This is a genomic window from Pseudomonas sp. F01002 (genome assembly GCF_004402115.1).
Classification (GTDB): Bacteria; Pseudomonadota; Gammaproteobacteria; order Pseudomonadales; family Pseudomonadaceae; genus Aquipseudomonas; species Aquipseudomonas frigoris.
Map to the genome: position 1 here is coordinate 420 of NZ_SOPU01000030.1, position 20,710 is coordinate 21,129.

The 20,710-nt window shown below is 49.6% G+C and carries 17 protein-coding genes; all 17 read right to left on the reverse strand.

The window, feature by feature from the left end:
- Positions 1 to 2: 2 nt before the first annotated feature.
- Complete coding sequence (locus E3W21_RS24590; protein ID WP_134422166.1) at positions 3 to 1,997, reverse strand: nucleoside-diphosphate sugar epimerase/dehydratase; 1,995 nt, start codon at positions 1,995 to 1,997, stop codon at positions 3 to 5.
- Between the two features lie 97 nt (positions 1,998 to 2,094).
- Entirely contained in the window at positions 2,095 to 3,111 is a 1,017-nt protein-coding gene (locus E3W21_RS24595; RefSeq protein ID WP_134422167.1) for a glycosyltransferase family 4 protein, read from the reverse strand.
- Positions 3,108 to 4,085, reverse strand: coding sequence for an SDR family oxidoreductase (locus E3W21_RS24600; protein WP_134422168.1), 978 nt, complete (start codon positions 4,083 to 4,085; stop codon positions 3,108 to 3,110). Before E3W21_RS24600 ends, E3W21_RS24595 begins: the two co-directional genes overlap by 4 nt.
- Before the next feature lie 33 nt (positions 4,086 to 4,118).
- Positions 4,119 to 5,240: a glycosyltransferase family 4 protein gene (locus tag E3W21_RS24605; RefSeq protein WP_134422169.1), complete on the reverse strand. Its 1,122-nt coding sequence runs from the start codon at positions 5,238 to 5,240 to the stop codon at positions 4,119 to 4,121.
- 182 nt (positions 5,241 to 5,422) lie between these two features.
- Positions 5,423 to 6,514 (reverse strand): glycosyltransferase, encoded by a 1,092-nt coding sequence (locus E3W21_RS24610; protein WP_134422170.1) that lies wholly within the window; start codon positions 6,512 to 6,514, stop codon positions 5,423 to 5,425.
- Complete coding sequence (locus tag E3W21_RS24615; RefSeq protein WP_134422171.1) at positions 6,511 to 7,299, reverse strand: glycosyltransferase family 2 protein; 789 nt, start codon at positions 7,297 to 7,299, stop codon at positions 6,511 to 6,513. The genes E3W21_RS24610 and E3W21_RS24615 overlap by 4 nt, the downstream gene beginning before the upstream one ends.
- A complete protein-coding gene (locus E3W21_RS24620) occupies positions 7,296 to 8,540 on the reverse strand; it encodes an oligosaccharide flippase family protein (RefSeq protein WP_134422172.1) in 1,245 nt (414 codons plus the stop codon). The genes E3W21_RS24615 and E3W21_RS24620 overlap by 4 nt, the downstream gene beginning before the upstream one ends.
- Positions 8,541 to 8,542: 2 nt before the next feature.
- Positions 8,543 to 9,787, reverse strand: coding sequence for a hypothetical protein (locus tag E3W21_RS24625; protein ID WP_134422173.1), 1,245 nt, complete (start codon positions 9,785 to 9,787; stop codon positions 8,543 to 8,545).
- Positions 9,788 to 10,010: 223 nt separating this feature from the next.
- Positions 10,011 to 11,066, reverse strand: a complete 1,056-nt coding sequence (locus tag E3W21_RS24630) for an LPS O-antigen chain length determinant protein WzzB (protein ID WP_134422174.1) — start codon at positions 11,064 to 11,066, stop codon at positions 10,011 to 10,013.
- A 440-nt stretch (positions 11,067 to 11,506) separates the two neighbouring features.
- The gene (gene ihfB / locus E3W21_RS24640) at positions 11,507 to 11,800 is read right to left on the reverse strand and encodes an integration host factor subunit beta (RefSeq protein ID WP_134422175.1); all 294 of its coding nucleotides are present in this window, start codon (positions 11,798 to 11,800) and stop codon (positions 11,507 to 11,509) included.
- A 152-nt stretch (positions 11,801 to 11,952) separates the two neighbouring features.
- The gene (locus E3W21_RS24645) at positions 11,953 to 12,231 is read right to left on the reverse strand and encodes a hypothetical protein (protein WP_134422176.1); all 279 of its coding nucleotides are present in this window, start codon (positions 12,229 to 12,231) and stop codon (positions 11,953 to 11,955) included.
- A 218-nt stretch (positions 12,232 to 12,449) separates the two neighbouring features.
- Positions 12,450 to 14,141: a 30S ribosomal protein S1 gene (gene rpsA, locus E3W21_RS24650; protein WP_008148721.1), complete on the reverse strand. Its 1,692-nt coding sequence runs from the start codon at positions 14,139 to 14,141 to the stop codon at positions 12,450 to 12,452.
- Between the two features lie 120 nt (positions 14,142 to 14,261).
- A complete protein-coding gene (gene cmk / locus E3W21_RS24655; RefSeq protein WP_008148720.1) occupies positions 14,262 to 14,951 on the reverse strand; it encodes a (d)CMP kinase in 690 nt (229 codons plus the stop codon).
- Positions 14,948 to 17,155, reverse strand: coding sequence for a bifunctional prephenate dehydrogenase/3-phosphoshikimate 1-carboxyvinyltransferase (locus E3W21_RS24660; RefSeq protein ID WP_256661652.1), 2,208 nt, complete (start codon positions 17,153 to 17,155; stop codon positions 14,948 to 14,950). The genes cmk and E3W21_RS24660 overlap by 4 nt, the downstream gene beginning before the upstream one ends.
- A 28-nt stretch (positions 17,156 to 17,183) precedes the next feature.
- Positions 17,184 to 18,296 (reverse strand): histidinol-phosphate transaminase, encoded by a 1,113-nt coding sequence (gene hisC, locus E3W21_RS24665; protein ID WP_134422178.1) that lies wholly within the window; start codon positions 18,294 to 18,296, stop codon positions 17,184 to 17,186.
- A gap of 12 nt (positions 18,297 to 18,308) precedes the next feature.
- Complete coding sequence (gene pheA, locus E3W21_RS24670) at positions 18,309 to 19,403, reverse strand: prephenate dehydratase (RefSeq protein WP_007899727.1); 1,095 nt, start codon at positions 19,401 to 19,403, stop codon at positions 18,309 to 18,311.
- On the reverse strand, positions 19,403 to 20,488 hold the full coding sequence (serC, locus tag E3W21_RS24675) for a 3-phosphoserine/phosphohydroxythreonine transaminase (RefSeq protein WP_134422179.1): 1,086 nt from the start codon (positions 20,486 to 20,488) through the stop codon (positions 19,403 to 19,405). The genes pheA and serC overlap by 1 nt, the downstream gene beginning before the upstream one ends.
- Positions 20,489 to 20,710: the final 222 nt, after the last annotated feature.

Here is a 20,710-nt window from a genome sequence, read left to right on the forward strand (position 1 = left end):
AGTTAAGGATCGATACGACGCTGTTGATGAATAAAATCAACAATATCGCCGTCGGGTGTATACCCACTGACGGTCTCTCGTAAGATTTGGCGAACCCGCGAATAGTCGTCATCTCGAACCGCGTTAAGAAGTTCATTGAGTTTCGTCTTAAGCGCTTCCCAAGGGAGATAGTCTTCGTTTGCACTCATTATCATAGGGTGTTGTGTCGCGACGACGTTATCACCAATGAGGAGCTCTTCGTAAAGCTTTTCACCAGGACGCAAACCCGTAAACTCGATTGAGATATCACCTTGCTGATTTTTCTCCGAGCGCACACTAAAACCAGATAAATGAATCATCTTTTCAGCAAGTTCGACAATCCTTACTGGCTCCCCCATATCCAAAACAAATACGTCACCACCTTGACCCATAGATCCAGCCTGGATGACTAACTGAGCGGCTTCAGGAATAGTCATAAAATAGCGAGTGATTTTTGGATGGGTTACCGTTAGCGGCCCTCCGGATTTAATCTGTTTATGAAAAAGCGGTATCACTGAACCAGAGGATCCTAATACATTGCCAAATCGGACCATGGTAAACCTTGTTTTATTCACTTGAGAAACGTTAGCGACATCACCAAACATTACTGGCGCTACTTCTTGGCTTAGCGCCTGAAGAACCAACTCCGCAAGACGCTTTGTACTACCCATGACATTTGTAGGGCGCACAGCTTTATCCGTGGAGATAAGCACAAAATTGGAAACTCCCGCCTGGACAGCCGCTTGAGCAGTATAGAGAGTCCCGATGACATTATTTAGAACTCCCTCTGCGATATTATGCTCCACCATTGGAACGTGTTTATAAGCTGCCGTATGGTAGACCGTGTCGACACGCCAGCTTTTCATCACATCCAAGAGCTTTTCCTGACTTCGAACAGAACCCAAGATAGGCAGCAATTTTATGGGCAATGACTCACGAGCAACTCGTTGCTCTAGTTCAGACAAAATACTATATAGATTAAACTCACTATGTTCGAACAATAGTAAAGTGGTTGGTCTTAATGCTACTATTTGGCGGCAAAGCTCTGAGCCTATAGAACCACCGGCACCTGTGACAAGAACCGTTTGATTTTTTATACATTGCTCGAGTAACCCGCTCTGCGCGGGCACTGAGTCACGCCCCAACAAATCAGCAACATCAACTTCTTGAATATCATCTACTTTTACCCGACCACTGGCTAAGTCCATAAAACCAGGAACACTACGAACGTGTAATGGAAAACCTTCCAAAAACCCTAGAATCTCGCGACGCCGCCCCCTGTTAGATGATGGGATAGCCAACAATATTTCCTGCGCCCCCGTAACATCAATCATCTGTTGGATATGTTTTGGTTTATAAACGTGAAGGCCTGAGATAACTCTATCTGCGATAGTACTGTCATCGTCTATAAAGGCTACTGGTCTCATAACCCGCCCCATACGCAGGGCAGCTACAAGTTGATTTCCCGCGGCCCCCGCGCCATACACTGCAACCCTAGTTAAACCATTGTCCCGACTAGTAAATGGGACATGTTGAGCTGCGGAAAACCAATCCCCCAGAAAATATTGACGCATCGCTAAACGCAAACCGCCTACCATCATCAGACTTAACCACCAGTAGTTAAAAATGATAGAGCGCGGGACAACGTTTTCGTGGTTGCTATACCAATAAACTACTATACCGAGAGTTAGCGACGATAAAGAAACAGCCTTGACAATCGCAATTAAGGCATCGTTTCCAAAATATCGCATTACAGCCCGATACATTCCGAATCGAACAAATAGAGGAATAGCGATAATAGGCGCGCAAATAAAAAGCCATATGTGGTATATCAGCGGATTGATAAACTCATCCAATCCCAACCTTACAACGAATGCCATCCATAGGGCTAGCCAGACCAACACCGTATCGGTCAAAACTTGAATTAGCCTCTTCTGGCGCCGCGGTAAGCCTAGAAGGAACTCTCTCAATCTATCCATATATCCTCCGAACACCTTACTACCTCTGCCAGCCTACATGATTGCTAATATTTAGATGCCCAAGAGAGCTGTTGAAAATAACCTGAACATAATTAGGTTAGCGGGCTTCTACCGCACCTGCATTATATTTCACAGCAATGAAAATTAATGGCACGTAGGCAAACAGTAACGCAACCACTCCATCAAAAAAATCGATTACCACAAGGTACGCCAAAGGGAGCAGCCAAAAAATATTGATCAGCCCAACGGCCAAAGTCACCGAAAAATGATTGCCAAAACGACGCGAAGCGAATTGGTAAGCATGGCTACGGTGTGCTTCATAAACTTTATCTCCTCTTAGCAAACGACGAATCAACGTGAAAGTCGCATCAACGATAAAGACACCGAGTAATATCAGCCAGCACCAAAAAAAATTTGAAAAAACGTTGGCTGCCTGTAAAGAGAAAATTGCGAGCGTTATACCCAAGAAGCCGCTCCCTGCGTCGCCCATGAATATTCGTGCAGGTGGAAAATTCCAATATAAAAAACCTGATACAGCAAAAGCTAATAACAAAGGTCCCCATATTAACTGCGGAAAGCCACTTACAAAGTACAGCAAAACAGCGCTTAAGCAGACAGTCACCGCTTCGATGCTAGCAATTCCGTCGATACCATCCATGAAGTTATAAAGATTCAACATCCAAACCAGATATATTGCTGCAATTATATAAGCGAAAGGGCCGATGTTGACATCGACTCCAAATATAATTAATGGTGGCAAACTAGCCACCCAATATAACGCCCAGCAAGCGGCTATGAAATGTCCAAGCAATCGCCAACGCGCAGCCACATGCCCATGGTCATCGAGAAATCCCAGTAGCGCAACCACTCCACCTGCTCCGATTAATCCGAAGGCTTGTGCCCAGGAGAGATAGCCTTCAATAGAAAGGAGAGGAAGAAATAAAAGAAAACTCAGAACGATCGCTACCCCACCACCCCGCGGCGTAGGATTCAAGTGCGAACTGCGAACATTAGGAACATCAATAAGGCTGTGTGACAACGCATAAACGCGAAGCAATCTAGTTAGAAAAAGCGAACAAATAAAAATAACAGGCAGCAAATACCAGGCGTTCATAGTTTACGGCTTCCTTGGAAATATTTTGCTGTTTTTATTAATGCGTCGTCAATGCTAATTGGCGGCACCCAGCCCAATAATTCTTTATTTTTTTTAATATCGACCTGAAGGGAACCACAAAGGCGATCAGCCAATTTCTGCTGACCAAAAATCCGTGCAATCAACCTGAGTAACCCGACAGGCACTGGCAAAAGCCTGGATTTCTTACCCATTGCACTGGCAATTTTTCTTAACAGCTCAGTTGTGGAAAGGTCTTCTCCGTCACTGACTAAAAACACTTGATTCGCTGCTGCAGGGTGGATCATACAATGAAATATGAAATCGACGAGATTATCCAGCGACAAAAAGCTTCGCTTATTGTTAATTCGTCCAAAAGGTAGCGGTATACCTTTTTCCACAACTCCCATCATACTTAAAAAATTCGCTTTAACGCCCGGACCGTAAACTAGCACCGGTCTAATGATTACAACTTGCATAGAGGTTTTGGCTGCGATTTCCAATAAGCCCGTTTCTGCTTCAAGTTTCGAAATACCATACTCATCCACTGGTGAGGCGGCTGAATCTGCAGTATAAGGAATACCAAGGGGTGTACCTTCACCATTTACTTTAACCGAACTTATGAAAATGAATCTTTTTACGCCTGCTGATGCGGCTTGCAATGCGAGATTCAATGTGCCATCGACGTTCACTCTACGAAACTCAGTCATAGAATCAGCAGCTAGATCCTTCATAATATGCACTCGAGCTGCAGAGTGAACAACTAGAACCACCCCTTCAAGCGCTTGAGTCCAATTCTGTTCCGCATTCAATCCGTTAAATAATACGGACTCAAACGCCATACCAGAGAAGGTATTTGGATTGCGAGTCGCCACACGTAGATCGAATAGTCCACGACGAGAGAGGTCATGCAAAACTGCATCCCCCACAAACCCCGAAGCGCCTGTCAATAGTACTTTTTCCCGATAAGAATCCATTTGTTCACCGAAACCAGCATATCAAAGAACTATTCATTGAAAATAGCTCATCAATCGTTCATTGACCAATCGAACATCAAAATTTTTCTGGGCAATTTTAAAACCCTGCAATCCCATTGCCTCAATTTGCGTGGGATTGTTTATAAAATGCATCATTTTTTCCGCAAGTGCCTCCGCAGACCATGGCGGGACTATAAAGCCGTTGAGCCCATCAATAACTGTCTCTCTACAACCTGGTACATCGGTCGTAATTACCGGACGACCAATTGCCATTGCTTCCTGCGTGCTTCTTGGAACTCCCTCCCTATACGAAGGAAGGACAAATACACTGGAACTGGCGAGCCAACCAGCAACATCATCGACATGACCGCGATGATCCACCAACCCTTCACTGATAAGTGCACTGACACCGTTAGAAGTCAAACCGCCAGGGTTAGACTCATCAAGACCACCTAACATTACAAACCTAGTACTCGGAGACTTACGTTTTACTAATCTTGCCGCTTGAATGAACTCATTAACACCTTTTTCCGCAAGTAAGCGACCAACAAATATGAAACTTATGGGCTCTACTGGGGGAACAGTATAAGGATAATTTGACAGATTCAAACCTATACCACCAAGCACGCTGACTTTAGACACTTTGATTTTATACTTTTCTACCAAGTCAACAGGATCATCTTTGTTCAAGAAAATCAGCCGTTCCAAAAAAGGAAAGGAAACTCGATAAAGAAAGACTTGAATGAACTTCAACAACCTTCCTTTGAGTGCCACTCCCTCGGGTCGCTCTGTAAAGACGTATCCGAGCCCCTCAAGCATACCTATCCGTCGCTTAACTCCAGCCATCACAGCGGCTAAAGTTCCAAAGATTACAGGCTTCGAAAAATAACTAAATACTATATCAGGTGAGATGACCTTTAACAACTTGACTAACTTGTAAGTGTTAATGATATCGCCTAGAGGGTTCAATCCTGTACGACTAAACACATAATCAACAGGCAAGGCTCCTAAAGCCCTCACTTTCGCTCGAGTGTCATCGTCAAAATCAAGCGCAAATGCAAACACTTGATTCCCTTTTCCTACAAGGGTTTTAATCAAGTCAGCTCTGAATCCTAGGACACAGGCCGCTGTAGTCCCCATTAACACTATCTTCATTTAAACAAACGTCCATAAAGTCATCGCAGGCGATCGGAGCTCATCGCAATGTGCTCCACGGCTGCTGCCACTACATTGAAGTGTAATACAGTACCCGCATACACTGAATTAGCATCGATACAAGATACCACGCATTAAGCAAGAGGTGCGATAATGGGTGCTTTTTGAGCCTCTAGCCTGCGTCATGGTGCATACAGATTCGCCCAGGTGGTTACAACGGCATCTAGCGAATAGTTATCAATTACTCTCTGCCTTGCGCGTCGACCGAGTGCTCGGGCCGCTGATGTATCCATATCGAGTGCTAATCTGATAGTAGCTGCCAATTCTTCCACCTTGCCCGGCCGAACTATAAGCCCCCCTTCCTCGCCAACAACCTCCTTTACACCACCACAGTCCGTGGCGACAACAACTCTTTCGGTTGACATCGCTTCAGCTACCACAAGACCAAACCCTTCCCATGCAGACGAAAGGACATAGACATCTGCGGCACTATAAAATCCTGCAACATCTTCCCGGATTCCGAAAAATTTGACGCGATTAAAAATTTCTAATTCTTTGCATAGCGCAATAAGTTCGCTCTTTAACTCTCCGTCACCAATAATCCAAAGCGTTATGGCCTTGTCAACTCTGCATAAAATTTCAAATGCACCCAACAAGCAGGGATAATCTTTTGCGGTAACTAATCTTCCAACGGCTAAAATCACTTTCTCATTCGCAGAGATCCCTTCAGCGCTTCTAATATTAGAGCGAGACAATTCATCGAAACTGAATTTATCCGTATCAATTCCGTTCGGTACAACAAGCATCTGACCGTGCCTCACTGCCCCTTTAGACTCAAAAGCTTCAACCGCACCGCGACTGACGTTCGTAGTTACATCTGCGAGAAAATTTGTCATCCTATAGGCATACATCCTGAGCCTACCACCTTCATTATTACTGTGAGCTGTGCATATAAGTCGCGGAACATGAGTCACTAATCGGACCAGACGCGCTAACAAATTTGCATGAACCATATGAGAATGCACAACATCTGGTTTGAAGGATTTAATTAAAGCTCTTAACGACAAAAAGCTTCGAACCCCCCCGCAGATCGATTTCGTACTCCCCAACCCTATGGCCCTAACAGACTTATCAGACGATATCAATCGTCCAGAACCAGTTAGATAGACAATCAATACATTATGATTACGGGAAATAAGCCGTCGAGCCAAATCTAATACCTGGCGCTCGGCTCCGCCTACATCTAAACTAGTGATAAAAAATAATATATTCATGAAAACCTGTTAAGCAATGTATATAAATAGCACTGTACGGAACGAATAAGATATTTTGCTTTAAAAAATATACTTGTTTCCCTTCCTATTTGCGACCAGTAAAAAACCAGGAAACCCTTAGGGTTTTTGCGCAAATTAGAAGAAAAATTTCGAGAATAACCATCATCAAGGTAATCACAGAGATATAAAATTTCATTTGGAAAAAAATATATTAGCCCCTCGTCACCTATCTTATTCCAAACATACAGTTCCGGAACAAACTTCTCTCCTGGAAAAACGGGGAATTTATGCCTTATTAGCATTTCGGTTTTAAAGACATAGGCCAAATCGCCTTTGAAAAGATGTCCTGCTCCAGTAGGTGTCAATATAATTGGCATATCGCCAACATTTAATTTAACGCCTAACAATTGCATATCAAAATAGGCTTTCCGATAGCATAAGCCGACCGTACCTTCATCACTTGGTTGATCTATCGAGCTTAAAATCGTTGCAATCGCTTTTGGGACTAGAGCATCGTCACTATCAACTATGAACAACCATGGTGTACTTACGTGAGCGGCACCACTATTTAATGCAACATGCTTTCCACTATTTAATTGTTCAACAACACGAATTTTGAACGGAGCAGAACTAGCGAAGCCCGTTAAAATACTTTGCGTGTCGTCTAGACTACCGTCATCAACGATCAACCATTCAAATTCCATGCAGGTCTGGGCACATAGGCTCTCAAAAAGCCGTGGAAGTGTTGTTGCTCTGTTATAAGTTGCTGTAAGCACAGTAATCACAACTTTACCTCGCCCGACGATTTAATCGTTATATCTACAACCACAAATATTAACGCAAGCAGCAAACATGCTTCAGTGATAACGAACCCCATCACTATCCCGTTAACGCCATACCAAATTGATAGTAATGTTGCAAACAACATGGACATTATGGAAAAAAACATCATGAAACCACTGGTTATTTTATCCCGGCCCATCGGTATTAATATGCAGAGCCCGATCGCTTGATTGGCTAGCCTAAAAGGAATAATCCATACAAATATCTTTAGTATGCTGCTTGCTATTATAAAACCCGAACCTAAAACTGCTTGAATTAAAAAATCGCCTACGAAGAATATTGAACCAGCGGCAAGGATACCCATCGCAAACATACCAGCCACAATCATCAATGACAGCCTAATCGTATTATCTCTAGATGATCGATATTGGCGATTTAAATACGGAAAAAATCCTATAAGAATTGGATTTACGAACCCTACAAAACCACGAATTATTTTTTCAGCCGGGACGTAAGAAGCAACAGCCACATGCCCAGATGTTGCTCCAACTAATGATGGGCCAGCACTAAGCAATATATTGTTTGAGCTTTTATAAATAAAAACATGAAAACCGACTCTTAACTGCTGTATCCCCCCAAATAAACACAGGCGTATTTTACCAACCCTTTTGATACACATAACATTACCGACAAATGTATTCAACAGCCCAAATCCGGCCATTATTCCAAGCGCTAATTTCGCACCACCCTCATCTTTAACAAACCAATATAAAAAAATCAAACTCGCGAAACGTAAAATCACCTCCAATATCACCACCACACTAATTTTTTCTAATCCTTGGAAAAACCAGAACGGGCTAAAACCGAAAGCTAAAAAATATAGAAATCCGAAAAATACTAGCGGACCGTCAAAAAATAAAGAGCCATTTAAGATATATAGCACCGCGCTACACAGAAGAACAATTAACACGATGATCAATTTGGCAGAAAACACCTCTCCATAGATTCTGGATAGTTCTCCCTTGTCATCGCGTGCGATTGCAACCTGGCGCGACCCACTTAAAGAAAAACCGTATTCTACAATTAACGATGACATGAGTGCTATAGATTGAATAAGTACTACCTTTCCATATTCTTGAACGCCCAACGCTCGGGCCAACACCGGAATTTCAAGTATTGGAATTAGATAAGCACAAAGTTGAGCAAAAAATAGAAAACCCATATTCTTAATTAGATATTTCAAAATCAGACTCTCAACTCTGTATCAGCGCTAGAACCCCTTCTAACACTTGAATGTATATTCGACAGGCGAGACAGCCAAGACAACATAATGGCCCAGTACCCCCACTCTGACATTTCCGAACTCAAAGGATGAAAGAGTAAGATAAAGCAATAGCACGACGCACCAAGACAAGCAGCCAACTTGTAATGTATAAGAGGTCCTTGATTAGGTCCACCAATCGACTCCCGCATTGCAAACACAACCATTGGACTCATAACCATTATCAGCAGTCCAATTTCACCTAATAAACCAAAGTCACCTAGGATTGCCAAATATACGTTATGTATCACCATCGGAGTTCCGGTAACCAATGAAGTCGAACTTTGAAATCCACAACCTAGTGGTAAACATGCTTCCGCGTTAACGATACCATCACTAATCATTTGCGACCTAATAGGGTCTCCTTCAAACAATCTATTGAGTACTAAAATTGATTTACCATCAAGAAACCCATATATTAAATCTAAATTAAAAACTGCAAATACACCCACCACCATTAATACGATCGACAAAACGGATAAAAATTTAGTTGTATTGATTAAAAATACCAGCATAGCAAATACAGCTACGATTACCGAAAACCACAAAAAACCCGTACGACTTGAATCCTCTAAAAGTAGATACACTGATGCCAACAAAATACAAATCGCTGGAATCATTTTCTGAAAAGAACTACTGAGAATTCTTGCCACTATAAAAGCTGCAAAGAACGCATTGGTTTTCCACAACACACCTGGATACGCAATCATACTTCCTTGGCGGCCATCCCCAAGTAAAATGTAATAACCGACGAATACGTACTTACATAGCAGAAAAACAGAAAAACCAACTAAAGTTGAGATTGCGGCGATATAATAAAATTGATTCACTTGAAGAAATTGCGAATTTGAATAAACTACCACCAGCAAGGCATAAATCATCAAATATTTTATCCCTTGATAAGCCGTATAAATATCAGCATTAACTAGACCTACGATTAACAGCGCGAAAACTAACACCAAAAAACCACAGGTAACACCAAAAAAAGCGGCGTCAAAATACGTTTTTTTTATACAACCAGAAAAAATTCCAACAATGAAAACCATCCCCCAGAGAATCCAATAGCCTAAAGGAGAAATAACATTTCGCAGATCCCCAAGAACTACCAGTAAGCACGCAAATAGAACAATATAGAATGGCATTTTTCTTTCGCTAATCATATTAGCCACTTCCCGACCACTCATTGATACCAATATCAAGTCTCTTTACAAATACAGCTATGTAAAGTTATATAATACTTCCCAAAGGTCACAAAACCTAATACCTCACTCATACCAATAAAAGCCGACTATTCAATTGATATTTGAGCGTGCTAACATATTAGGCAGTACTGTTGTATATGCCGTTTATGGTATATAGTCCAAGCCGAAATTCAGATTAAATTGAAATCAATCAGGCTTGTGACCTCATATGATTCCTATCGGAAAGATATAGTATTAGCGCGAGCATAATGCCTGCCAACAAACCCGATATTAACCCTAATGCTAAGATTAATGATTTTCTTGGTTTTATTGGAGCGTCAGGACGATCAACTTCGCCATCTTCCCTGTAAACCCAAACATTAGATGGATTGACATCGAGGCTCTTATAAAACTCGTACTTTGACTGAAGATCACGTAAATGCGTTACAAATGGATCATCTGACTTGCGTTGTTCCAAGTTTTGAATTTCCGCCTTCAACGCCTTTGAACCACGCATGTAGATAATTTGACCATCCAAGCTCCCCGCCACCTCAACCGATGGGTTGCCCGTAATTATTGGTGGTTTTTCTAGACCTATAGCCTCAGCAACACGAAGTGCTTCTCGTAATTTCGTAATAGAGTCTTGCCGAAGCTGTATACCGCTTTCTCGCATGGAGTTGATTTGCTGAAGAAGATTACGAGCTCTCACTTGGCTTTCGGTGGAAATGTTCTTTATCATTTCCTCCTTTGCCAGTACTCCCGCACGGTCAACATAAGCTTGGACCCACGTAGAAGCTAAGTCAGGATCATTAGCTTGTGCAGTTACAGCAGATTGATCACCCGCGTCTTTAACCGGAAGAGTAACTGTCAACACCTTTGAAAATCGAGAATATAAAGCGTCTTTTGATCCCTTCTGCTCTTCGTCTGACAGACTCGGCACGTATACTGTGTTAAAAAACTCTCTACGGAGGGATTCAGAGTTGAGTACTCGAAGGAAGACCGTATAAATATCCTTAATAGCTAGAGGCGTAAGATCGGACTCACGCGTACGCCCGTAATTGAAATTAGCTATGTCGTTTTGCGTAGGCGGAATAAGGAAGAGTTTAGCTTCGAAAACCGGCTTAGCCATAAATGCATACGAGGCAGCTAATAGCGTTGCCATGAAAGCAACGCCCAATATTAGCCACTTTCTTCGCCAAATCGAGGTGATCAACGCCTGAAGATCGATCTCAGAATCTCTATATGATTCGGATGAACTGCTCTGCATACCCCACTCGCCCTTTTCCTGTACGGGCACATCACCGTAGTGATGCGCTCGATTTGCTCAAATACTTTCTATGTATTGATAAAGATAATTTTTTCAAGACCAGTTCTTCATCGCTCGCGTATTGTACCAGCGACAGGAGCAATCGTTGGTGACGACAGAATATTTTCTATAGGCACAATCTCAGCTAGGTCGCTTGTTTTGCCCAGATACGCATCGGACAACGAACAAAGTGAGGGGGCCGACTACCATGCCTAGCAGAAGTGATACTGCGACGTACAGCGATATTGGGAGAGAAGGTGTTGACCAGCCAAAAAATAGCAATGTTGATGGCTGTTGATTTTCCAACACAAATACAAGTGATGTTATAGCTACACATAACACGAATACAATTATTCCTATACGCCTGAATGCATGCATGCCATATCTTCCATATCCGATGCTCAATTCTCTTCCTCATCCTCATTCACCCGATCCCTAAGCTCCTTCCCCGGCTTGAAATGCGGCACGAACTTGCCGTCGAGGCTGACGGACTGACCGGTTTTTGGATTGCGACCTACGCGCGGTGCGCGGTAGTGCAAGGAGAAGCTGCCAAACCCACGGATCTCGATGCGATCACCGGTGGCCAGACATTGGGACATTTGTTCGAGCATGGTCTTGATGGCCAGCTCCACATCCTTGGATGAGAGCAGCCCTTGATGGGTGACAATTCGTTCGATCAACTCCGACTTCGTCATATTTTTCCCTTCTTTTTCAAGCAGCTAGATCAGCGCTTCAAAGGTTTTAGCACGCCCGGATGAATTTGAACAGCCCGAGTTTTGACATATCTTTACCCAGAAAGAGATGCCCGATTTCAGATCACTGGAACGCTGATCATGCCCTTTCGGACTCACCTGCAGATAACCAGCATGGTGCGCGTCAGATAGCCCGCAGGATTGAAGCCAAAGGGGTACTCATCCTCGTCTTTGGCATCATCGGACCTGGCTACAACTTTGTAGCCCGCCGCCTTGCACTCCTTGTTCGCTCGCTTGCGACACTTCTCCCATCCCGACCCCAATCCTGAACAATCGATCTCGATGCCACTGACCCCACGCACCGCATGAGTCTTGGCATTAGTGGTACAGCCCGCCAGTGTCAGTACTGCTATGACGACAATGAGCTTGTTCATTCACTTCCTTAGGCCGGACACGCCGCCCGATGGTCGTTCGCTGCAAGCTAAAGACTAGCTGTAAATAAACGATTGATCCTGTTAAAGAAAGAGACAACTTGCCGGGAGGATTGGTTTCACGGCAAACAATCGCAGCGCCACGAAACCATCAAAATCACCAAATCACAGGCGCAAAAAAGGGCGACCGAAGTCGCCCTTTTTCTATGGTCTGACAGAACTTAGTTCTGTTTTTCCATTTGTGCACGCAACAGGTCGCCCAGAGTGGTAGGACCAGCAGCGATGCTATCCGAAGGCTTGTCTTTCAAGCTCTGGATTGCTTCTTTCTCTTCAGCATCGTCTTTCGACTTGATGGAGAGCTGGATTACACGGCTCTTGCGGTCAACGCTGATGATCTTGGCTTCTACTTCCTGGCCTTCTTTCAGAACGTTGCGCGCGTCTTCAACGCGGTCACGGCTGATTTCGGAGGCTTTCAGAGTCGCTTCGATATCGTCGGCCAGAGTGATGATGGCGCCTTTAGCGTCAACTTCTTTCACGATGCCTTTAACGATGGCGCCTTTGTCGTTCTCTTGAACGTACTCGGAGAACGGATCGCTTTCCAGTTGCTTGATGCCCAGGGAGATGCGCTCGCGCTCTGGGTCAACCGACAGGATAACGGTGTCCAGCTCGTCGCCCTTCTTGAAGCGGCGAACGGCTTCTTCGCCCACTTCGTTCCAGGAGATGTCGGACAGGTGAACCAGACCGTCGATGCCGCCGTCCAGACCAATGAAGATACCGAAATCGGTGATCGACTTGATGGTGCCGGAGATTTTATCGCCCTTGTTGAACTGGCCAGAGAAATCTTCCCATGGGTTAGATTTGCACTGTTTGATGCCGAGGGAGATACGACGACGCTCTTCGTCGATGTCCAGAACCATAACTTCCACTTCGTCGCCGACTTGTACGACTTTCGAAGGGTGGATGTTCTTGTTGGTCCAGTCCATTTCGGAAACGTGTACCAGGCCTTCAACGCCTTCTTCCAGCTCAGCGAAGCAGCCGTAGTCGGTCAGGTTGGTTACACGAGCGGTAACGCGAGTGCTTTCTGGGTAACGGGCTTTGATAGCAACCCATGGATCTTCGCCCAGTTGCTTGAGGCCCAGGGAAACACGATTGCGTTCGCGATCGTACTTCAGAACCTTGACATCGATCTCGTCGCCAACGTTGACGATTTCGGAAGGATGCTTGATACGCTTCCAAGCCATGTCGGTAATGTGCAGCAGGCCATCGACGCCACCCAGATCGACGAATGCGCCGTAATCGGTGAGGTTTTTGACGATACCTTTGACTTGTTGGCCTTCCTGCAGGGATTCCAGCAGAGCTTCACGCTCAGCGGAGTTCTCGGCTTCGAGGACGCTACGACGGGAAACGACAACGTTGTTGCGTTTCTGGTCAAGCTTGATGACCTTGAATTCCAGCTCTTTGCCTTCCAGGTGCGTGGTGTCGCGCACAGGACGGACGTCAACCAGAGAACCTGGCAGGAACGCACGGATGCCGTTAACGTCGACAGTGAAGCCGCCTTTAACCTTACCGTTGATAACGCCCTTGACCACTTCTTCGGCTGCGAAGGCTGCTTCCAGAACAATCCAGCATTCAGCGCGCTTGGCTTTTTCACGGGACAGCTTGGTTTCACCAAAGCCGTCTTCAACCGAGTCCAGAGCAACGTGAACTTCGTCACCGACGTTGATAGTCAGTTCGCCAGCATCGTTGTAGAACTGCTCAAGCGGGATGAGTGCTTCAGACTTCAGGCCAGCGTGAACGGTTACCCAGCGAGCTTGGTAATCGATATCAACGATAACACCGGTGATGATGGAGCCTGCCTGAAGGTTCAGGGTTTTTAGGCTTTCTTCAAAGAGTTCCGCAAAGCTTTCGCTCATTTTAATTCCTGTTGAATAAGGGCGAAGGATACGCCCATCTCCACATCCCAGACGACGTGGGTTATGTTCATTTGAAGAAACGACGCAGGACTATGACTGGTCCCCTGAGTCGCTTCTTGGTCACCCGGCGATATCGCGAATGGCGATTTCACTCATGATGCGTTCCAGCACCTGATCGATGGATAATTCCGTGGAATCCAGCTGTATGGCGTCAGCCGCCGGTTTGAGCGGGGCTACCGCTCGCTGGGTGTCACGCTCATCGCGGACACGTATCTCATCTAGCAGACTCGACAGACTAACACCATCGACTTTGCCCTTCAACTGCAAGTATCGACGGCGCGCACGCTCCTCGGCACTGGCAGTCAGGAAAATCTTCAGCGGCGCATCGGGAAAAACCACCGTGCCCATGTCGCGTCCATCGGCCACCAGACCCGGAGCCTCCTGAAACGCCCGCTGGCGCTGGAGCAGCGCATCACGCACGGCCGGCAGCGCAGCGACCTGGGAAGCCCAGGCGCCGACTTGTTCGTTGCGCAAATCATCAGTGACATCGTCACCTTCGAGAATGATCCGCTGCGGATGACCTTCGGTCGCGCCGACGAATTGCACGTCCAGATGAGCGGCCAGCAGCTTCAGCGACTCCTCATTGGTCAGATCGACGCCATGATTACGCGCGGCGAATGCCAGCAGACGGTACAGCGCACCGGAATCCAGCAGGCACCAGCCCAGGCGCTTGGCCAGAATTCCGGCAATAGTGCCCTTGCCCGAACCGCTAGGCCCGTCGATGGTGATGACCGGTGGCTTGATAATCACGACTGAGCCTCTTGTGCAACACGGATACCGACCTGCGCGCACAGCGCGAGGAAGTTCGGGAACGACGTCGCGACGTTGGCACAGTCATGAATGCGGATCGGTGCAGTGGCGCGCAGCGAAGCCACGCTGAAGGCCATGGCAATCCGGTGATCGCCGTGTCCGTGCACTTCGCCGCCGCCGATCTGGCCGCCGTCGATGATGATGCCGTCTGGGGTCGGCTCGCACTTGACGCCAAGCGCCAGCAAGCCATCCGCCATGACCTGAATCCGGTCCGACTCTTTAACCCGCAGCTCTTCGGCGCCACGCAGGATGGTGCGCCCTTCGGCACAGGCCGCGGCCACGAACAGCACCGGGAATTCGTCGATGGCCAGCGGAACCAGCGCTTCGGGAATCTCGATACCTTTGAGTTTAGCTGCACGTACGCGCAGATCCGCAACCGGCTCACCGCCGACTTCACGCTGGTTTTCCAGGGTGATATCAGCGCCCATCAGACGCAGGATGTCGATCACGCCGGTACGGGTCGGGTTGATGCCGACGTGCTCAAGCACCAGCTCCGAGCCTTCGGCGATCGACGCGGCCACCAGGAAGAACGCGGAAGACGAGATGTCGCCCGGCACTTCAATGTGGGTCGCAGTCAGCTTGTTACCGGACTCGACCGAAGCGGTCGCCCCGTTGACGGAAACCGGGTAGCCGAAGCCACGCAGCATGCGCTCGGTGTGGTCGCGGGTTGGAGCCGGCTCGGTGACGGTGGTCTTGCCTTCGGCGTACAAACCCGCCAGCAGCAGGCAGGATTTAACCTGGGCACTGGCCATCGGCATGGTGTAGGTCAGGCCTTTGAGCTTGTTGCCGCCGCGAATGGTTATCGGTGGACGACCTTCAGCAGCAGTCTCAATCACGGCGCCCATTTCACGCAGCGGATTGGCCACGCGATTCATCGGACGCTTGGACAGCGAAGCATCGCCCGTCAACGTGCTGTCGAAGTTCTGCGCAGCCAACAGGCCAGACAGCAGACGCATCGAAGTGCCGGAGTTGCCCAGATAGATCGGGCCCGGCGCAGGTTTCAAGCCATGCAGGCCGACGCCGTGAATGGTCACGCGACCGTGGTGCGGACCTTCGATCACGACGCCCATGTCGCGGAAGGCTTGCAAGGTTGCCAGGGCGTCTTCGCCCTCGAGGAAACCTTCCACTTCGGTAACGCCTTCAGCCAGGGAGCCGAGCATGATCGAACGGTGGGAAATCGATTTGTCGCCCGGTACTCGAATCCGCCCAGTCAGGCGGCCACCAGGTTGTGCCAGGAAAATCAGGTCGTTGGAATTCATAGCGTCCACATAAGCCCGGCGGGCCAGGATTTTACTGAAATGTTCGCGGGCAACCCGGGCGCGAGTGAACACGCCCAACAATTGGTGCCCATCCCCTGCATCGACCGCGTCGCGCAAGGCGTCGAGGTCGCTGCGAAATGTATCGAGAGTGCGCAGGACAGCTTCGCGGTTGGCGAGGAAGATGTCGTGCCACATGACCGGGTCGCTACCCGCAATTCTTGTGAAATCGCGGAAACCGCCCGCAGCGTAACGGAAGATCTCAAGGTTTTCATTGCGCTTGGCCAACGAATCGACCAAACCGAATGCCAACAGGTGCGGCAAATGGCTGGTCGCCGCCAACACTTCGTCGTGACGCTCGACCTGCATGTGCTCGACATCGGCGCCTAATTCGCGCCACAAACGGTCGACCACTGCCAGCGCTGCCGGATCAGTCTGATCCAGCGGCGTCAAAATCACTTTATGGCGACGAAACAGCTCGGCATTGGAGGCTTCCACCCCGCTCTGCTCGGAACCGGCAATCGGATGCCCCGGCACGAAACGCGCCGGCATGCCGCCAAACGCTTCGGTTGCCGCGCGCACCACATTGCCTTTGGCGCTGCCGACGTCAGTCAGAATCGCTTGCCCCAGGTCCATGCTGGCCAATCGGCCGAGCATTTTTTCCATGGCAAGGATCGGCACGGCCAGTTGAATCACGTCGGCGCCCTGGCAAGCAACGGCCAGGTCTTCTTCGCAGCGATCCACCACACCCAACTCAACCGCCAGCTTGCGCGACTGCGGGTCGAGATCGACCCCGACCACTTCGCGGCACAGGCCGCTTTCACGCAAACCCTTGGCAAACGAACCGCCGATCAGCCCCAGACCGACCACCACCAGGCGACCGATCATAGGTTCAGCAGATTGCAGTGCAGTGACATCAACCACGAGCCAGAACCTTGGTCAGCGCTTCGAGGAAGCGGCTGTTTTCCGCCGGCAAACCGATGGTGATGCGCAAGTGATTCGGCATGCCGTAATTGGCCACCGGACGCACAATCACGCCTTCGCGCAGCAAGCCCTGGAAGACCGGAGCCGCAACACGGCCCAGATCGACGCAGATGAAGTTGCCCTTGGACGGAATCCAGCTCAATCCCAGCTCACGGAAACCCGCGTCCAGCTGCTGCATGCCGGATTCGTTCAGGCGACGGCTTTCAGCCAGGTACTCGGTGTCTTGCAACGCAGCGCACGCAGCGGCGAGGGCCAGGCTGTTGACGTTGAACGGCTGACGCACGCGGTTCAGCACATCCGCAACCACCGCCGTGGACAAGCCATAGCCGACCCGCAACGCCGCCAGACCGTAAGCCTTGGAGAACGTACGCGAAACCAGCAGGTTCGGGTACGCCGCCAGGAAGTCGAGGCCATCCGGCAAATCGCTGCCTTCGGCGTATTCGATGTAGGCCTCGTCCAGCACCACCAGCACGTGTTCCGGTACGTCCTGCAGGAATTCGTCCAGCGCCTCGGCGTCGAACCAGGTCCCGGTCGGGTTGTTCGGGTTGGCGATGAAGACAACACGGGTATCGGCATCGATTGCGGCCAGCATGGCCGACAGATCATGGCCCCAGTCTTTGGCCGGGATCACTTTGGCCGTAGCGCCGACGGCTTGGGTGACGATCGGATAGACCGCAAACGCGTGCTCGCTGAACACCGCGTTCAGACCCGGCGCCAGGTAGGCACGGGCGACCAGTTCCAGGATGTCGTTGGAACCGTTGCCCAGCGTCACCTGATTGAGCTCGACGCGGCACTGTTCGGCCAGCAGGGTCTTGAGCGCAAAACCGTTGCCGTCCGGATAACGGGTCAGCTCGGCCAATGCTTCGCGAATCGCCGCCAGAGCCTTGGGACTGGCGCCCAACGGGTTTTCGTTGCTGGCCAGTTTGACGATGCTGGCCGGATCGATGTTCAGCTCGCGCGCCAGTTCGTCCACGGGCTTGCCCGGAACGTAAGGCGAAAGTTGTTGCACGCCCGGCTGTGCCAGAGCGAGGAAGTCACCACTCATTTGCTACCGCCCTTAGAGAACTGCTTTCGGGTAGGAACCCAGCACTTTGAGTGCCACTGCTTCCTGACTGATCTTTTCCAACACACCTTTGACCAGTGGGTCGCGGTGGTGGCCGACGAAGTCGATGAAGAACACGTAGGTCCATTTACCGCTGCGCGAAGGACGCGTCTCGATTCGCGTCAGGTCGATGCCGTTGTCGTGGAAAGGCACCAGCAACTCGTGAAGCGCGCCGGGCTTGTTGCTCATGGAGACGATGATCGAAGTCTTGTCGTCGCCGGTCGGCGGCACTTCCTGGCTGCCGATCATCAGGAATCGCGTGGAGTTGTCCGGGCGATCCTCGATTTTCTCGGCCAGACGGGTCAGCCCGTACAAGCCTGCGGCCATGTCGCCGGCAATCGCCGCCGAATTCCACTCACCCTTGACCCGTTTGGCCGCTTCGGCGTTGCTGGACACCGCCACGCGCTCGACATTCGGGTAATGCGCGTCCAGCCACTTGCGGCACTGGGCCAGGGACTGGGCGTGGGAATAGATGCGGCTGATGCTGTCGGTCTTGGTGTTTTCACCGACCAACAGGTGGTGGTGAATCCGCAACTCGACTTCGCCACAGATCACCATGTCGTGTTCGAGGAAGCTGTCGAGGGTGTGGTTGACCGCACCCTCGGTGGAGTTTTCCACCGGAACCACGCCAAAGTTCACCGCACCGGCCGCCACTTCACGGAACACTTCGTCGATCGCTGCCATTGGCTTGCTGATCACGGCGTGACCGAAGTGCTTCATGGCCGCGGCTTGGGTGAAGGTGCCTTCAGGGCCGAGGTAAGCCACTTTCAGCGGCTGCTCGAGGGCCAGGCACGAGGACATGATTTCGCGGAATAGCCGCGCCATCTCTTCGTTGCCCAACGGCCCCTGGTTACGCTCCATGACGCGCTTGAGCACCTGAGCTTCACGCTCAGGACGATAGAACACCGGCACTTCACCTTCGGCCAGCGAGGCCATCTTTACTCGCGCAACTTCCTGGGCGCAGCGTGCGCGCTCACTGATCAGCTCCAGGACTTTCTCGTCCAGGGCATCAATGCGCAGGCGCAGTGCCTTGAGTTCTTGCTCAGACATTAGCCGTGTTCCTTCTCGAACTCTGCCATGTACGAAATCAGTGCGTTGACCGCAACGATGTCGACGGCGTTATAGATGGAGGCACGCATGCCACCCACGGAACGGTGACCCTTGAGGTTCAACAGGCCACGCTCTTCGGCACCGACCAGGAATGGCTTGTCGAGACGGTCGTCAGCCAGGCGGAACGGCACGTTCATCCACGAGCGATCCGATTTGTTGATCGGGTTGCTGTACAAGCCGCTGGCGTCGATGAAGTCGTACAGCGTGCGCTGCTTCACTTCGTTGAGCTTGCCGATGGCTTCAACACCACCCTGCTCTTTCAGCCACTCGAATACCAGACCCGAGAGGTACCAGGCCAGGGTTGGCGGGGTGTTGTACATCGAGCCGTTGTCGGCCGCGACCTTGTAGTCGAGCATGGTCGGGCACAGGGAACGGGCGTGCCCCAGCAGGTCTTCGCGAACGATGTTGACGACGATACCGCTCGGGCCGATGTTTTTCTGGGCACCGGCGTAGATCATGCCAAAGCGCGAAACATCGATCGGACGCGACAGGATGTCCGAGGACATGTCGGCGATCAGCGGAACATCGCCGGTTTCCGGGATCCACTGAAATTCCAGACCACCGATGGTTTCGTTCGGCGCGTAGTGAACGTAGGCCGCATCTTTCGACAGGTTCCATTCGTTCTGACCGGGAATAGCGAAATAGTCGTAAGGCTTGGCGGTGGCGGCGACATTGACGTGACCGTAGCGCGAAGCTTCTTCGATGGCTTTCTGCGACCAGATACCGGTGTCGATATAGTCGGCGGTGCCGCTTTCCGGCAACAGGTTCAGAGGAATCTGAGCGAATTGCTGGCTGGCGCCACCTTGCAGAAACAGCACTTTATAGTTCGAGGGGATATTCAGCAGATCACGCAGATCCTGCTCGGCCTTGGTGGCGATGGACACGAACTCATCGCTGCGATGGCTCATTTCCATGACCGACAGGCCTTTGCCATGCCAATCAAGGAGTTCACCCTGGGCGCGCTGCAGGACAGCTTCGGGAAGTGCCGCAGGACCGGCACAGAAGTTATAGGCTCTCTTGCTCACATCCAATCTCGCTCTGATTTGGTGGTATCACGCAAACATATCAGTCGACGCAGATCCAATGTAGGAGCGGGCTTGCTCGCGAAAGCGGTGTAACAGGCGACATCGATGTTGAATGTCAGTCCGTCTTCGCGAGCAAGCCCGCTCCCACACTCGATCTCCATGGGCGTCGATAATTTCATTGCAGACAAACAACAAGGGGGCGAATTCTCATCCGCCCCCTGT

Coding starts and splice junctions, on each gene's coding strand:
- E3W21_RS24590 (WP_134422166.1), bottom strand. CDS start 1,997: ATGGATAGATTGAGAGAGTTCCTTCTAGGCTTACCGCGGCGCCAGAAG.
- E3W21_RS24595 (WP_134422167.1), bottom strand. CDS start 3,111: ATGAACGCCTGGTATTTGCTGCCTGTTATTTTTATTTGTTCGCTTTTT.
- E3W21_RS24600 (WP_134422168.1), bottom strand. CDS start 4,085: ATGGATTCTTATCGGGAAAAAGTACTATTGACAGGCGCTTCGGGGTTT.
- E3W21_RS24605 (WP_134422169.1), bottom strand. CDS start 5,240: ATGAAGATAGTGTTAATGGGGACTACAGCGGCCTGTGTCCTAGGATTC.
- E3W21_RS24610 (WP_134422170.1), bottom strand. CDS start 6,514: ATGAATATATTATTTTTTATCACTAGTTTAGATGTAGGCGGAGCCGAG.
- E3W21_RS24630 (WP_134422174.1), bottom strand. CDS start 11,066: ATGCAGAGCAGTTCATCCGAATCATATAGAGATTCTGAGATCGATCTT.
- ihfB (WP_134422175.1), bottom strand. CDS start 11,800: ATGACGAAGTCGGAGTTGATCGAACGAATTGTCACCCATCAAGGGCTG.
- E3W21_RS24645 (WP_134422176.1), bottom strand. CDS start 12,231: ATGAACAAGCTCATTGTCGTCATAGCAGTACTGACACTGGCGGGCTGT.
- rpsA (WP_008148721.1), bottom strand. CDS start 14,141: ATGAGCGAAAGCTTTGCGGAACTCTTTGAAGAAAGCCTAAAAACCCTG.
- E3W21_RS24660 (WP_256661652.1), bottom strand. CDS start 17,155: ATGATCGGTCGCCTGGTGGTGGTCGGTCTGGGGCTGATCGGCGGTTCG.
- hisC (WP_134422178.1), bottom strand. CDS start 18,296: ATGAGTGGTGACTTCCTCGCTCTGGCACAGCCGGGCGTGCAACAACTT.
- pheA (WP_007899727.1), bottom strand. CDS start 19,403: ATGTCTGAGCAAGAACTCAAGGCACTGCGCCTGCGCATTGATGCCCTG.